We start from the raw sequence: 14,545 nt of genomic DNA, 5'->3' as shown, positions 1-14,545 counted from the left end.
AACCGATCCCGGCTGTCACGTTCCGTCCGGCGAGATCTCGATTATGACGGAGGCTCACCACATGGATGCTCGACTCTCGGCTCGTTTCCGTGCCCTGCACATCGCGCTCGGCCTGACCGCCACGCTGGCGGGGCTGGACAAGTTCTTCAACCTGCTCGCCGACTGGGGCAGTTACGTGAGCCCCACGGCCGCGGCGCTCCTGCCGATCTCGATCCCGGCGTTCATGGCCGTGGTCGGCATCGTGGAAGTCGCGGTCGGCATCATGCTGCTCGGGCTCGCGCCGCGGATCGGCGCCTACGTCGCGAGCGCCTGGCTGCTCTTCGTGAGCGTCAACCTCGTCCTCGGCGGGCACTTCGACGTCGCGGTGCGCGACGTGGTCATCTCGATCAGCGCGCTGACGCTCGCGCGCGCCGTGGAGCTCGGCGCGTCGGCCACGTCGCTCGTGACCCACGGCCTCGCGCACACGCCGGCGAGACTGTCGCCGCGGTGAGCCGGGCCTGGCAGCCGAGGCGGTCCGGGACGCCGGACCGCCAGCGGGAGGCGCGCGCCATCGATGAATCGATGATCGCAGTCACGACTTCCCTGCCTGGCTGCCGTACTCCCAATCGTACGGCACGCCGGTCTCGCCCAGGACGAACGAGACGAGATCGGCGAAGCGGGACTCGGCACGGACGTCGTTCGCGAGGATGAGCACGCAGCGCTGGCGCCGTTCCACGCAGACGAGCGTGTTGGCGGTCTGCGCGTCGTGACCTCCCTTGAAGAACCCGGGGCCCTGCGGTCCATCGAACACGATCACGCCCAGCCCCGCCGCGAGATCGCGGCGGCGCTGCTCGATGGGCAGCTCCATGCCGAACGTCGGGAACTGGTGCGCGGTCGTGATCGCCACGCCGGGCTTCGTCAGTTCGGCCCGCGCTGCCGGCGACAGGCCGTCGCCGCGGACGAGCGCTGCCGCGAACTTCGACAGATCGTCGATGGTCGTGTCCATCGAGCCCGCGACGCGCACGTTGGATCGTTCATCGTGCTCGACCGCTTGGCCGTCGTCTCTCCAGCCATCGGCGAGGTTGGGCCGAAAGTCGGACCGCCACTGCAGGCTGGTGCGCGTCATGCCGAGCCGCGCGAAGATGCCGTCGGTGAGCGCCTTGACGTCCTCGCCGAGCCCCTTCGCCCGGCTCCCGTGCTCGATCACGAACTGCAGCAGACTGAAGCCCTCGCCGGAGTAGCTGAAGCGCGAGCCCGGATCGAAGTGAATCCGCAGCTTGCGGTCCGGCTCGACGAACCAGAAATTCTCGAAGCCGGTGGAATGGGTGAGCGCCATTCTCGCCGTGATCCGGCGCCAGCGATCGTCGCCCGCCAGGTCGCGATAGGGGCCGTACTTCGCGAGGTGCGCATCGCCGTCGCCGTACTCGGTGAGCGGCCGGTCGAGGTACGAAGCCAGGGGCGCGTCGAGACCGAGGACGCCGCGATCCACGAGCGTCAGCGTGGCGTACGCCATCACGGTCTTGGTCAACGACGCGCCGTACATCACGGTATCGGTCTGCAGCGGCTCGTTCTTCGCATTGCGAACGCCATGGGCCCACACGCCTGCGACCCGCCCCTCATCGATCACGGCCATGGCGATGCCGTTCGCGTGAGCCTCCGCCATCGCCGCGCGCATCCGCGCCTCGATCGCCTGAAGCGACGGCACGGGGTCAGGCGAGCCACACGCCGCGAAACATCCGAGCAGGGCCAAGACTCTCAGTCGCATCCCGCCTCCTCCGCGTCGTGTGCATCGTACTCCGCGACGACCTCGGGCACGCTGGTCATCACGGTCCGGCATCGTATCGAACGTGGAGGCCGATCGGCACGGAGCCGCGTCAGCGGCCACGTGCTCGCACCGCGTCCGCTGCGTCGACCTGCCGGGCCGTTCGGTGACGGACGAGTCTGATCCTCAACACCGCCACTGGCATCATCGACGACCGCAGCTCGCACTCCAACGAACGCCTCGCGCGATGGCGATGATGACGACGGGCAGGATCTCGCCGTCGCGGGTTGCCGCGTTGCCAACATTGCCCAGGCGCGGCCTCACTCCCGCGAGCGCACGGGGCGCTGGGCACGCGGCGACACGCTCTGGCTTCAGCAGGTGCGGCGGCCGGCACGTGGTTTGCTCAACCGCGATCACATGGACGTTCGTCGTGCCGTCGACAGCGCGCGAGCCGCCGGCCTGCACTACGCCACCGACAACGAACCAGGACTCGCGCGGGAACGGCGAGGCCAGCAGTTCGTCTACCGGCGGCCCGACGGACGGCTCGTGCGAGACGCCGCGACGCTCGAACGCATCCGCGGGCTCGTGGTCCCGCCCGCGTGGACCGGCGTCTGGATCGCCCTCGATCCGCAGGCGCACCTGCAGGCGACAGGCCGCGACGCCGCCGGACGAAAGCAGTATCGATATCACTCGTCGTGGACGGCCATCCGCGACTCGACCAAGTACGAGCGGCTGCTCGCATTCTCGCGTGCGCTGCCCGCGATCCGGCGCCGCATCGCGCGCGACATCCGCCGCACGCCGCTCTCGCGCGATCAGGTGCTCGCGACGGTCGTCAGCCTGCTGGAGCGCACCTCCATGCGAATCGGCAACGCGGAGTACGCGCGAGCCAACGGATCGCACGGCCTCACGACGCTGCGCGACGCGCACGTGCGCATCCGCGGCCGGCGGATGCGCTTCCGATTCCGCGCGAAGAGCGGGGTGCTCCAGACGATCGACGTCGAAGATGCGCGGCTCGCGGGCATCGTGCGCCGGTGTCAGGATCTGCCGGGCCAGACGCTGTTCCAGTACCTCGACGATCGGCACGCCATCCGGACGCTCTCGTCGTCGGATGTGAATGCGTACTTGCGGCACATCGCGGGCGACGGCTTCACGGCCAAGGACTTCCGGACGTGGACGGGGACGCTCGTTGCCGCCTCTGCTCTCGATGCGATCGGCGTGGCGCCGACCGCGGCCGCCGCCGCGCGCCACGTCGTGGCGGCCGTGGACAAGGTCGCGGGCGTGCTCGGCAACACGCGCGCCGTCTGTCGCAAGTGCTATGTCCACCCTGCCGTCTTCGACGCGTACGCGCGAGGCCTCACGATCGGCAGCGTCGCGGCCGTGGCCGCGAACGGCTCGGCCGGCAACCTGCACGCGGCCGAAGCGCGGCTCGTTGCCCTGCTCCGCCGCGCCGCGCGGTTGCCGTCGCTGAACGGCGCACGGAAGGCCGCACGGGCGGCCTGAAGACAGGCCGCCCGCACACGCGTAACGGCGGCGCGTCAGTCGCGTCTCCTGAGCGCGTCGACGATCGCCGCACCACCGCCACCAATCGCCGCGCCGATGAGCGCGCCCTTCTTGCCCCCGGCCAGAGCGCCGATGCCCGCGCCCGCGCCGGCCGAACCGCCGATCACGAGCGCCCGCTTCTGCCATGACGTCCGCTGAGGCGCCCGCACGGCCGTGCGGCGCTGCGAGATGGGGCGCGCGGAGGCGAGCTCGTGCGACGAGACGCGGCTCAGGCCTGACGGCGGATCGATGAGAGGTTCGGCCACGCGAACGGCGCGTGCCGCCGCAGCCGGCGCGCTCGCGGCGGCGTACACGGCAGGCGCGGCCGGCTCGGGCACGCACTCGAGCGCCACGCGCGGCGTACCGTCCGCAAGCGACTGCCGCACCTCGGCGCGATGCCCTGCGCCGCACGAGACCGCGACGTCCGCGGCGCGCGGCGTTGCAGAAAACGCGTGGCGCGACGACACGGAGACCCCACCCACGATTGCGGCCACGGCCGCGACAACGGCGAACGACAAACCCTGATTGATGCGTGTCATGACGAACCTCGGTGATCGGGAGGGACGCTTCACCGAGGATCAACGAGCGTGCCAGCGCTCGTACGAGGTCGCGACGCGATCGCGGGACGGCTGTCGCCGCCGGGCGGCACCGCCGGCGGATGCCGCGTCATCCGACGAGGACGGAAGATGGCGGCCGTGTCGAGCGGCGCGCGCACGGCGCCCGCTCTTGGCGGCGGCGCGCCGGTCTTTTCACTCCGAGCCGTCGCCGCGGCTCTCACTCGGAGCCGTCGCCGCGGCTCACGTCGACGTACCGGTACTCGGCGTCGCGCGTCACGTCCATCCGCCACGGCCGGCAACAGACCTCGCAGTCATGGACGAGCGTGCCCATCACGTCGGGCTCGAGATAGACGGTGACCCGCTCGCCGCAGTACGGACACTGGACGACGAACTCGGTCTCGTCAGGATCGAGCATCGGCACGGCGCGCCGGCTCCTGCTGCGTCAGACAGTGCAGCGTCCCCTGTCCCCAGACGAGATCCGACGCGTGGATCCCGACAACCTGCCGATCGGCGAACAGATCGGCGAGCGTCTGCAGCGCCACGCGATCGTTCGGATCGTTGAAGGTCGGCACCATCACGACGCCGTTGGCGACGTAGAAGTTCGCGTAGCTGGCCGGCAGGCGCTCGGTGTACATGAACATCGGCGCCGGATACGGCAGTTCGACGATGCGCAACGGGCCGACGAGCGGATCGCGGCCGGCGAGCTCGAGGCGGCGCAGGTTGTCGAGGGATCGGGCGTGATTGGGATCCGCGGCATCGCGCTCGACGGCGACCACCACCGTGTCGCGCGACACGAAGCGCGCCACGTCGTCGACGTGCCCGTGCGTGTCGTCGCCGAGGCAGCCCTCGCCGAGCCAGATCGTGCGCCGAATCCCGAGCCACTCGGCGAAGAGCCGCTCGTAGTCCTCGCGCGCGAGACCGGGATTGCGCACCTGGACGTCGCTCAGCAGCCACTCCTCGGTGACGAGCAGCAGGCCGTCGCCGTTCACCTCGATTCCGCCGCCTTCGAGCACGAGACGTTCGCCTCCGGATCGGCACGGCTCGACGCGCGGCAGGCCGGTGATCCGCTCGACCGCGGCGCCCACCTGCTGATCGAGCCGCCAGTTGTCGTACTTGGCCCAGCCGTTGAACGCCCAGTTCACGAGCACGACGTCGCCAGATGGCGTCAGCACGCCGGTCGGCGCGCTGTCGCGCAGCCACACGCGATCCGTCGGCACGACGTGCAGGCGGACGTGCGCGGGGTCGACCGCATGCGCGGCCAGACACGCGCGCGCATCGGCCGCGACGGCCTCCGCTGCGCAGAGGACCTCGACGATCTCGTGCCGTGAGAGCACGCGCACGATCTCGGTGTAGACCCAGGGAATGGCGGCCAGCTTGCCCGGCCAGTCGGGCTCGTGGTGCGGCCAGGCCACCCACGTGGCCCGGTGCGGTTCCCACTCCGCCGGCATGCGGAGCGGGGGAACGGGACGAGTCATGCGCCGAGGTATCTCCGGAGGATCGGTGCGTAGGCGTCGATGCGGCGATCGCGCAGGAAGGGCCAGTGGCGCCGCTGCCGCTCGGCGATCGCCGGATCGCAGGTCGCGATCAGCACCGCCTCGTCCTCGCCGGCCGACGCGACGATCCGTCCGGCCGGATCGGCCACGAACGAGTGGCCGAAGAACGTGATGCCGTCGGTGCCGGGCTCGCTCTCGTGTCCGACGCGGTTCGCCGCCGCGACGTAGACGCCGTTGGCGATGGCGTGCGATCGCTGGATGGTGCGCCAACTGTCGAGCTGCGCCGCCCCGGCCTCGTCCCTCTCCGCCGGATGCCAGCCGATCGCCGTCGGGTAGAAGAGCACGTCGGCGCCGAGCAGCGACGTGATGCGCGCGGCTTCCGGATACCACTGGTCCCAGCAGATCAGCACGCCGATCGTCGCGTAGCGTGTACGCCACACGCGGAACCCCGCGCCGGCGGCCTCGTCGGCCGGCGCGCCGGACGGCGGCGTATCGCCGGGCGTGAAGTAGAACTTCTCGTAGTAGAGCGGATCGTCCGGGATGTGCATCTTCCGGTACGTCCCGAGCAGCTGCCCGTCCGCATCGATCACGGCGGCCGAGTTGCGGTACACGCCCGCAGCCTCCCGTTCGAAGAGCGGCACGACGAGCACGATCGCCAGCTCCCGGGCGATCGCCTGCATCTTCGCGGTGGTGGGTCCAGGGATCGGCTCCGCGAGATCGAAGCGGTCTGTCTCTTCCGCCTTGCAGAAGTAGGGCGCGTTGAACAGCTCCTTGAGGCACACGACCTGCGCGCCCTGGGCCGCGGCCTGGCGGATCAGCCGCTCGGCGCGCGCCTCGTTGGCCGCGAGGTCGGCGGTGGCGTGATCCTGGATCACGCCGATCGTGAACGGCGGGCGCGCCATGGCTTCCCATTCTAGCGCGCGGGTCGCGATTGACCCCGGCGCCCGCGCGACGGACAATGTCGGCTCGTCCCACAGGAGCCGACCATGGATCGCGACGACAGCCGCAGAGTCGATCGACGTGATTTCTTCAAGACCGCCGGCGCAGGCCTCACTGCGGCCGGCGTGATGATGACGCCTCGAGAGCGCGCCCTCGCGCAGCGTTTCTCCGAACAGGCGCGGTTCGACCGCATGGCCGGCTGCACGTGGCCCATCCGCAGCCTGTTCAAGACGCGCGCGCAGGCTGGTCGCGGTGGGGCGGCGGGCGGTGCCGGCCGCGGCGGGGCGGCGGGAGCCGGGCGCGGCGCCGCAGGAGCCGCGGGCGCGCCGGCCGGAGGACGCGGCCGGGCCGCGGGTGCCGGCGCAGCGCCGCCGGCCGACTCGGCGAACCAGGCCGCCAACCCGATCCCGCCGATGCCGGCCAATCGCGATCAGACGCCGACCGCCGAGATGAAGCGGAAGTACGGCGAGATCACGATGCTCGACTTCCCGCAGTGGACGAAAGACAACTTCCCCGGCGTGACGAAGATGGACCTCTTCTCGGGCCTCTTCGGCGACGTCACCGACGACAGCCAGTTCATCACCGCGCAACAGGGCGGTGGCGGCGGCGCGGGCTTCGACCCGATGAGCCCGTCGGGGCGCAAGTGGCTCGACGAGCTCGCCAACGTCCTCGTGAAGACCGGCACGAAGGTGCAGCACGTCTCGAACAACGCGCCGTTCGCGCTGGCCGACTACGGTTCGCCCGAAGCCGACGCGCGCCGCAAGGCGGGCGTCGCGATGGCCAAGCGCTGGCTGGAAGGCTGCAAGGTGCTCGGCCCGGTGTCGATGCGGATGAACTCGCCGCAGGCCTTGGGGCCGTCCATCCGGCCCAACGCGATTCCCCGCGCCGGCGACGGCTACCCGCGCAACATCGACATCATCCCGCTGATGGAAGCGGCGATCGAGTCGTACAAGGAGATGGCCGACTTCGGAGGCAAGCTCGGCATCGCGGTGACGTTCGAGAACCACTGGGGACTGGCCGCCGACCCGATGAACCTGCGCATCATGGTCGACACGATCAACCACCCGTACTGCGCCGTCACGCCCGACTTCTGCAACTGGGAGCACGAGTACATGCTCTTCAACGGCCTCAAGGCTGTCCTGCCCTACACGATCTCGAACGTCCACGCGAAGTACTGGGATCGCTGGGGCGACAAGAACGACGTGCAGCGATCGGTGCGGATCATGCTCGCCGGCGGCTTCAAGGGAACGTTCGCGCTCGAGTACGAGGCGGGACCGATCGACAACGTGGCCGGCGCGAAGTACCTCTACAAGGAAGTCCTCGCCGCGCTCACGACCGCGGACGTGTAGAGCCCACTGGCGCTGACGCACTGACGGACGACGATTCCGGCGATCGTCACTCCGTCAGCGCGGCGACGACGTCTCGCGCCCCGGCCATGAAGGTGCAGCGTCCCGTCTCCGGCAGGATCGCCGCCGGAATCTCGGACCAGCTCTCGATGCTCCACATGTCGGGCGCGATCGCCTGGCCGGGTGGGACGGCGGCTGGGCCGTAGAGGTCGCGGAGCTGCCGCGCGATCCGCCGGCCGAAGGCGCAGTCGTCGCCGGTCGGCGGCCCGGCCGGCCAGAGAATGATCGAGAACGTCATGCCCCGGCCGCGCGTCGCTTCGCCGAGACGCACGATGTCCGCGGGCGTCCAGGCCGGGATGTTCCAGTCGTGGTCCAGCTCGAAACCGTCGAGCGGCCGCGCCCCGCTCGTCACCGCGGCGGCGTTGACATCGCCGATGAACGAGATCAGCGCATCGGCCGAGCGATACGGGTAGGCCTCCTGCAGAATCAGCCGGAGGCCGGGAAACGCCCGCTGCGCCAGCGACATCCACTCGGCGGTCTCGGCCACGACCTCCGCGTACGTCAGCGGCGACTCGCTGGTCGACGTCCAGGGCTCCTGCAGGAACACCACGCTCAACGGCGCGCCCAGGCGAATCAGGCGCCGAAACTGCGGCGCATCCTTCGCGAACAGCGCCGCGGCGTCCGTGACGCCATCGTTGATCACGCCGGCTTCGACCGTGAGCTGAAGCCGCTGCCTGCGCATCGCCCTGAAGCACGCGGTCAACTCGTCATCGCCGAGCGCGGCAATCCCGATCGTCGATCCGAAGTACAACGTGCGATTGCGGACGTCCGGCCACTCGTCACCCTGCAGGCACGCCTCCAGGAATCCCGATGGGTCGTTCTGGAACGTCGTCGGAACGACGTGCAGCGCGGGCGCGCCGCGACGAGGCAGGTCGATCACGAAGTGTCCCGTCGCGAGGCCGCTCACCGGCCGGCTGCCGGCGAACGCTCTGGCCCGCACGGTCGTGCTGCGAGCGATCAGGATCGGCACATCGAAGACGGCTGACGCGGCGGTGGGGATCGTGCCGTCGGTCGTCGCGCGGATCGTCGCGCCCGCCGTCGCGCTCGCCGAGAGCCAGAGGACGTTCGCATAGCGGCCCGAGACGTGATCGAACGCCGGCGCGGGCACGATTCGAGCGCCACCCTCCATCGCGGCCGACGCCAGCAGGATGGACCACACGCCGGCGAGGCGCCATCGCCGCCCGCTCATCGCCCGGGCGGCCCGTTCAGCAGGCTCATCACGCGCGCGTGCGCCACGACGACGTCGGGCGTCTCCTGGAGGGCGCGGTGATACTCGGCGACAAACGGCCCGTCGGCGTCGTGGAGCAGATGACGGACGCGCTCGAGGTACGTGTCCCCCTGGGCCGCGTCGAGCGGGGCGCTCTCGTCGGCGAGCCGCTCGTCGATCTGGACGATCGCCGTCGCGAGCGGGCTCAGCCATCGGAACCACAGATCCTCGAGCACGAGGCGCAGCGCCGCCTGTGCGCCTTCGATGCGGCCGTTCGCCCGCTCGTAGCGCTGGCGCTCGGCGTCGATCAGCGTCTTGTGCAGGGCGAGCAGGGCGTCACGCACGGCCCGGACGCGCGCCACGGCGAGCGCGCGCTCGATCAACACGGACTGGGGGAGGTCATCGGCCACGAACCATTATCGAACCGACGGGGCCATTCCGAGCTTTTCACGCGCGGGTATACTCGCGCGCGTGCGGTGCCCCGTGCGTCCGCTCGTGCTGCTGGCGCTGCTGGCCGTGGTGCACACGTGGCCGCTGTCGGTGGCGCCGGCGTCGCGATCGCTCAACCACCATGCGGACGCGCAACTGCTCGAGTGGACGTTGAGCTGGATTGCCCGCGCGATCGTGCAGCAGCCGGCGCATCTGTTCGACGGGAACATCTTCGCGCCGGAGCCGCACGTGCTCGCGCTGAGCGATCCGATGATCGTCCCGGGGTTGATGGGCGCGCCGGCCCGGTGGCTCGGCGCGTCGCCGGTGCTCACGTACAACCTCGTGCAGATCGCCGGGCTGACGCTCACGGCCTGGGCGGCGTGGTTCGTCGCCTGGCGGTGGACCGGCTCGAGTGGCGGGGCCCTCGTCTCCGGCGCGCTCGTGCCGTTCAACGTCCACGTGCTGGCGCGCGTCGCGCACGTGCAGGCGACGCACGCGTGGGGCCTGCCGCTCGCGCTGTACTTCGCGGATCAGTTGATCGAGCGGCCGACGTCGAGCGCCGCGATTCGGCTCGCCCTCGTGATCGCCGCGACGGCGGCGACGTCGCTCTACGGCCTCACGTTCGCGTGCGTGATCGTCGGCTTCACGGCGCTTGCCGGCAGCAGCCGATGGCGCCGCCTGCTCGCGATCGCAGCCGCAGGCCTCGCCGGCATCGTCCTGGCCCTGCCGGTGCTCTGGCCGTACGTCCAGCTCGGACGCGCCGGCGCGACGCGTCCCCTCGACGTCGTCGCCGCATTCTCGGCGAAGCCGGCCGCGTACGTGACCGGCAACAGCCGGTGGTACGTCTGGCTGACGGGATCGGCGGCCAGCGATGAGCTGCAGGTGCTGTTCGCAGGCGTGACCGCGCTCGCGCTGGCGGCCGTGGGCGTTTTCGCGTCGAGACGCGACGTGCGGGCGGGTGCCGGTTCCGAACCGATCGCGTCCGAAGCGCGGCGCACCGTGAGACGCCGGATCGTGACGCTGCTGCTCATCGGCAGCGCCGGAGTGCTGCTGTCGTTCGGCCCGGCGACGCCGATCTATCGCTGGCTGTACGACGTGGCGCTGCCGCTGCGCGGTCTGCGCGCCGTCTCGCGCTTCGCCATCCTGTACCTCATGGCCGTCGGGCTGCTCGCCGGCTTCGGCGTGGCGTGGCTGACACGCCTGGCCCGGCCGCGCTGGCTGCGCCTGTCGATCGCGCCGGTGGCGCTGGCGCTCGTCACGCTCGAGTCGTGGACCGGCCCCATCAAGACGGAGCCGTTCACCGGCGTGCCGCCGATCTACTCGGTGCTCGCGGATCGACCGGCGCCCGTGATGCTCGTCGAAGTCCCGTTCTTCCCCGCCGACGCCGTGTTCGAGAACGCCGAGTACGTGTTGAACGCCACCGCGCACTGGCGGCCGGTGATGAACGGCTACAGCGGCGCGACGCCGGCGTCCTATCGCCGCCGCGCGGAGGCGTTCTGGTACTTCCCGCGCGATTGGGCGATCGACGCCATGATCCAGGAAGGCGCCACGCACGTCATGGTGCACCTCGATCGGTTCGACGAACGAGACCGGCAGGACATCGCGCAGGCGCTTCCGAAGCGCGCGGACCTCCGGCTCGTCGCGTCAGACGCGCGGGGACACCGGCTGTACGAGATCGTCAGGCCGTGAGAGCAGAGGCCGAGGGCCCCGGCGTGCGAGAGCGTCGACGTGCGAAGGGGCGAGGAGTGGGGTGAGTGACGGGGATCGAACCCGCAACCACCGGAGCCACAGTCCGGTGCTCTACCATTGAGCTACACTCACCACGCGGGTGACCGAACGTTCAGTTTACGACACCCGCGACGCGTTCAACAACGCGTCGCGATGCGGCCGCCACCAGGCCGCTATGGCAGGCGCCTGAACGTCTGGCGGATCGCGGCCTGATTCTGCTGCGCATCCGCCGCCCAATCGCCGTGGCTCGAGAGATCGATCTCCTTCAGGAGCTCGTCCAGGGTCTTGCCGGCTTTCTTGCCTGCCGAGACCTTCGCCCACAAGTCCTTCAGGAACGCGCTCTGGCGGCGGAGCGTCTCCACGTCGCCGATCGCGCCATGTCCGGGGACGACGGTCTTCACGTTCCACTGCGCGATGTCGAGCAGCACGTCCGACCAGTGCGGCACGTCCGCATCGCGGTCGCCGACGTTGTTGCCGAACTTCCAGTTCACGACGAGATCGCCTGTGAAGACGATCGCCTCGGCGGGAAGGTAGCCGACGGCATCGCCGATCGTGTGCGCCGGGCCCACGCGCCTCATCTCCAGCCTTCGCGCTCCATCGTCGATCGCCATGAGCTCACCGAACGTGATCGATGGCGCCTGCAGGCGATAGGGCGCCAGGTTGTACTGCTGGTTCCGGCTCATGCTGGTCCACTCGCCCTGCCCCTTCGTCTTCAGCTCGTCCGCGCAGCCCTGCGAGCAGATGACGGTGACGCCCTGGTCGACGAGCAGGCTGTTCCCCTGCGTGTGGTCCCAGTGGTAATGCGTGTCGAACGCATACCGAATGGGCTTCGCCGTGGTCTTCTTGATCTCCGGCAGGGCCGCCTGGATGCCCCACGGCGTGTTGGCGTCGATGACGACGACGAAGTCCTTGAACTCGATCCAGCCGGTGTTCGCGGGCTGGCGGATGTCCTTGTCGCCCTGCCGCATCCAGACGCCGGGCGCGAGCTGGTGGACGGTGCCGACCTGCATCTCGACGCCGCGCAGGTGCGCGGCGGCGGCGAGGACGACGAGCGCGCCAAGGGCGATGAGCCTGTGCATGGCGCGGTTCTACGCCTGCCGGGGGTCACGAGTCAACTGCCCGGCGTCCGCGTGTCGGCGTGCCCGGCGTGGGCGACGCGGCGTTACGTCGTTACTGGAAGTTGAGCTGCGGCGGGCGAGCGGCGTCGCTGATCATGATGGCGACGAGCGCCGCGCTGACCCAGAGGGCGAGCTGCAGGAGGAACAGCGTGAGGGGGCCGACGCGATGGCGCCAGGGCTGCTGGAGGGCCACGACCCAGAGCCCGCTCGCGATGGCCCACCCCGTGACCCTCGCGACCTCGATCGACACCCAGCGGCTGAGCGTGTCGGGCACGAGCACGAGGACGGCCGTCATCACGAGCCACATGAGGACGTTGGCCGCGACGAACCGCCAGGCCGATCGCCGTCGAGTCATTTCGCCGCGAACCCCATGCAACACCGTATAATCGCCGCGTGCAACCGCCGGCCTCGCTCAAGGCCCTGGCCGATCCGATCTACGAGGCGTTCTACGGCCTCAGCGACCAGCCGTTCGCGATCACGACGGACCCGAAGTTCTTCTATCTGAGCACATCGCACCAGTTGGCGTTCAGCGAGCTCTTGAACGGGCTGCGCCGCCGCGAGGGCATGCTGCTGCTCACCGGCGAAACCGGCACGGGGAAGACGACGCTGTGCCGTGCGGTGCTGGAGTCGCTTGGACAGCGGACGTTCGGCGCGATGATCCTGAACCCGTACATGTCGGGCGCGGAGGTGTTCCGGCTCATCCTCCGCGACTTCGGTCTCGTCTCGCACGAGGAGCTGCGACGAGGCGTCCTCGCATCCGCCGACGTGTCGCAGTTGCTCGACACGCTCGAAGGCTTCCTCCGGTCGCTCGCGGCGCTCGATAGCCACGCGGTCATCGTGCTGGACGAAGCCCAGTCGGTCGCGCCGCAGGTGCTCGACCAGATTCGCATTCTCACCGCGCTCGAGCAGGACAACCGCCGGCTCGTGCAGGTCATCCTCTGCGGCCAGCCCGCGCTGCTCGAGACGCTCAAGAGCGAGCCGCTGCACGCGCTGAACGAGCGCATCACCCGGCGCGTGACGTTGAAGCCGCTGCAGCCGGGAGAGGTGCATGCCTACATCCAGCACCGGCTGGCGATCGCGGGCGGCTCGAAGGCGGTGAGCTTCGACGACACGGCGACGAAGATCATCGCGGAACTGTCGCACGGGCTGCCGCGGCGCATCAACGTGCTCTGCGATCGCGCGCTCCAGGAGGGCCGCGTCGAAGGCGCGGCGGTCATCACCGCGGATCTCGTGAAGCGCGGCGCGCGCGCCGTCGCCGGCGCGCACGAGCCGGTACACGTCAGCGTGCCGGAGACGTCGGCGCGACGGCCCGCGCGGGCCGAATCGGCCGAACGCGCCGCGCCGCCGGCTGTTGCGGCCCCGACGCCGACAGCCGCCAGCGTGCCGGCGCCGGCCGACGCCTCACCCGCAGCGTCCTCGGCCGCACCGACCCGGACACCGGACGCCGAGCCGGCCGCGGCACAGCCGCGTCCGGCCGCGACCACGCCTGGCGTGTTTCCGGCTGAGCTCGGCGACCAGCCTGGCCTCACCTTCGGCCAGGCGCCACCGCCACCGCGCGGGAAGGGCCGGCTCGTCGTCGGGGCCGTCGTGATCGCCGCGCTGGCGGCGCTGGCGGCCTACGGCTGGTACGCGTTCCGAGTGACGGAAGAGACCGCGCAGCCGCCGGCGCCGGCCGCACCGACGCTCGATCGAGGGACGCCCGCGGAGCCGAATCCTGTGCCGCCGCTCGACCAACCGGCCGCGCCCGTGCCCGGCACGGGTGGCGGCGCCGGTCAGAGCGGGAGCGGCGTGTCGGCCACGCCGCGCGCGCCGGCCGTTTCACCCGCTTCACCGACCACGCCGGCGACCCCGCCCGCCACTACGCCCGCGGTGCCCGCCTCAGGCGAGCTCCCAGGCAATCCCAACCAGGTCAACTGAGACGCCGCCGCGCTTCGGTCCGACGCTGACCTCCTCGGCGCCATCCGCCTTGGGCGTCACGACCAGGCGTTGCGTGCGCGCGAGCCAGCGATCGAAGCTCTTCGCCCATCGTGTGAAGGTCTTCAGCTCCATGGCGCCGGCCGGAAGCGGCAGGTAACTGCCTGGCCGCGGCGCCTCGTGGAGCAGATGATCGGGCATGACGCCCGTCGGCACAGCGGCATCCCAGTCGACGATGCGGCCGACGTTGTCCAACGGGAGCAGGAACGCGACCTGCCTCGATTCGTTGAACTTTCGTCTCGCGCCGCCGAAGTGGATGTGGGCCGCGCCGTAGAGCCTCGGGGTGTACACCCCGGTCTGGACGGTCACAGGAAGAAAGAACTGCGGAATCTCGGGCACGCCGAGCGGCCGAGCCGGCCCGGCCAGTGCCGCCTTCTCGTGTGTGGCCACCGCTCAAGATGCTAGTTCGAGCGG

General features: G+C 70.5%; 15 protein-coding genes and 1 tRNA gene. 5 read left to right on the top strand and 11 right to left on the bottom strand.

The annotated features are described in order from the left end of the window. The first annotated feature begins 43 nt into the window (after positions 1 to 43). A complete protein-coding gene (locus IT184_11735; GenBank protein ID MCC7009478.1) occupies positions 44 to 490 on the top strand; it encodes a hypothetical protein in 447 nt (148 codons plus the stop codon). Between the two features lie 81 nt (positions 491 to 571). On the opposite strand, the gene IT184_11730 is transcribed toward IT184_11735, so the two are convergent. Next, positions 572 to 1,744, bottom strand: a complete 1,173-nt coding sequence (locus IT184_11730) for a beta-lactamase family protein (GenBank protein ID MCC7009477.1) — start codon at positions 1,742 to 1,744, stop codon at positions 572 to 574. Between the two features lie 414 nt (positions 1,745 to 2,158). On the opposite strand from IT184_11730, the gene IT184_11725 reads away from it, so the two are divergent. Further along, positions 2,159 to 3,241: a DNA topoisomerase IB gene (locus tag IT184_11725; protein ID MCC7009476.1), complete on the top strand. Its 1,083-nt coding sequence runs from the start codon at positions 2,159 to 2,161 to the stop codon at positions 3,239 to 3,241. A gap of 35 nt (positions 3,242 to 3,276) precedes the next feature. Here the strand turns inward: IT184_11725 and IT184_11720 are convergent, their stop codons facing one another. From IT184_11720 to IT184_11705, 4 genes are all read right to left on the bottom strand, one after another. Then, entirely contained in the window at positions 3,277 to 3,819 is a 543-nt protein-coding gene (locus IT184_11720) for a hypothetical protein (GenBank protein ID MCC7009475.1), read from the bottom strand. A gap of 235 nt (positions 3,820 to 4,054) precedes the next feature. Next, positions 4,055 to 4,252, bottom strand: a complete 198-nt coding sequence (locus tag IT184_11715) for a CPXCG motif-containing cysteine-rich protein (GenBank protein ID MCC7009474.1) — start codon at positions 4,250 to 4,252, stop codon at positions 4,055 to 4,057. Beyond that, the gene (locus IT184_11710; GenBank protein ID MCC7009473.1) at positions 4,239 to 5,312 is read right to left on the bottom strand and encodes an agmatine deiminase family protein; all 1,074 of its coding nucleotides are present in this window, start codon (positions 5,310 to 5,312) and stop codon (positions 4,239 to 4,241) included. The genes IT184_11715 and IT184_11710 overlap by 14 nt, the downstream gene beginning before the upstream one ends. Continuing rightward, complete coding sequence (locus IT184_11705; GenBank protein ID MCC7009472.1) at positions 5,309 to 6,232, bottom strand: carbon-nitrogen hydrolase; 924 nt, start codon at positions 6,230 to 6,232, stop codon at positions 5,309 to 5,311. The genes IT184_11710 and IT184_11705 overlap by 4 nt, the downstream gene beginning before the upstream one ends. A gap of 228 nt (positions 6,233 to 6,460) precedes the next feature. Between IT184_11705 and IT184_11700 the strand changes: the two genes are divergently transcribed. Then, positions 6,461 to 7,618, top strand: a complete 1,158-nt coding sequence (locus tag IT184_11700) for a TIM barrel protein (protein MCC7009471.1) — start codon at positions 6,461 to 6,463, stop codon at positions 7,616 to 7,618. Between the two features lie 46 nt (positions 7,619 to 7,664). Here the strand turns inward: IT184_11700 and IT184_11695 are convergent, their stop codons facing one another. Next, a complete protein-coding gene (locus IT184_11695) occupies positions 7,665 to 8,864 on the bottom strand; it encodes a chitobiase/beta-hexosaminidase C-terminal domain-containing protein (protein MCC7009470.1) in 1,200 nt (399 codons plus the stop codon). Further along, positions 8,861 to 9,292 (bottom strand): hypothetical protein, encoded by a 432-nt coding sequence (locus IT184_11690; GenBank protein ID MCC7009469.1) that lies wholly within the window; start codon positions 9,290 to 9,292, stop codon positions 8,861 to 8,863. The genes IT184_11695 and IT184_11690 overlap by 4 nt, the downstream gene beginning before the upstream one ends. Positions 9,293 to 9,353: 61 nt before the next feature. On the opposite strand from IT184_11690, the gene IT184_11685 reads away from it, so the two are divergent. Continuing rightward, complete coding sequence (locus IT184_11685) at positions 9,354 to 11,000, top strand: hypothetical protein (GenBank protein ID MCC7009468.1); 1,647 nt, start codon at positions 9,354 to 9,356, stop codon at positions 10,998 to 11,000. 57 nt (positions 11,001 to 11,057) lie between these two features. Here the strand turns inward: IT184_11685 and IT184_11680 are convergent. From IT184_11680 to IT184_11670, 3 genes are all read right to left on the bottom strand, one after another. Next, a tRNA-His gene (locus tag IT184_11680) sits at positions 11,058 to 11,132 on the bottom strand. A gap of 80 nt (positions 11,133 to 11,212) precedes the next feature. After that, a complete protein-coding gene (locus tag IT184_11675; GenBank protein ID MCC7009467.1) occupies positions 11,213 to 12,118 on the bottom strand; it encodes an MBL fold metallo-hydrolase in 906 nt (301 codons plus the stop codon). A 91-nt stretch (positions 12,119 to 12,209) separates the two neighbouring features. After that, positions 12,210 to 12,512 carry a hypothetical protein gene (locus IT184_11670; GenBank protein ID MCC7009466.1) on the bottom strand — a complete coding sequence of 101 codons (303 nt, stop codon included), beginning with the start codon at positions 12,510 to 12,512 and terminating at the stop codon, positions 12,210 to 12,212. Positions 12,513 to 12,550: 38 nt separating this feature from the next. Here IT184_11670 and IT184_11665 point away from each other — a divergent pair, with 38 nt between their 5' ends. After that, positions 12,551 to 14,074, top strand: a complete 1,524-nt coding sequence (locus IT184_11665; protein MCC7009465.1) for an AAA family ATPase — start codon at positions 12,551 to 12,553, stop codon at positions 14,072 to 14,074. On the opposite strand, the gene IT184_11660 is transcribed toward IT184_11665, so the two are convergent. Beyond that, entirely contained in the window at positions 14,036 to 14,521 is a 486-nt protein-coding gene (locus tag IT184_11660; GenBank protein ID MCC7009464.1) for a hypothetical protein, read from the bottom strand. The two genes, IT184_11665 and IT184_11660, sit on opposite strands and share 39 nt — an antisense overlap. Positions 14,522 to 14,545: the final 24 nt, after the last annotated feature.

Source organism: Acidobacteriota bacterium (genome assembly GCA_020853395.1).
Classification (GTDB): domain Bacteria; phylum Acidobacteriota; class Vicinamibacteria; order Vicinamibacterales; family SCN-69-37; genus JADYYY01.
Note: the sequence above shows the minus strand (reverse complement) of the source record. Positions and strands in the feature narration are given on the sequence as shown.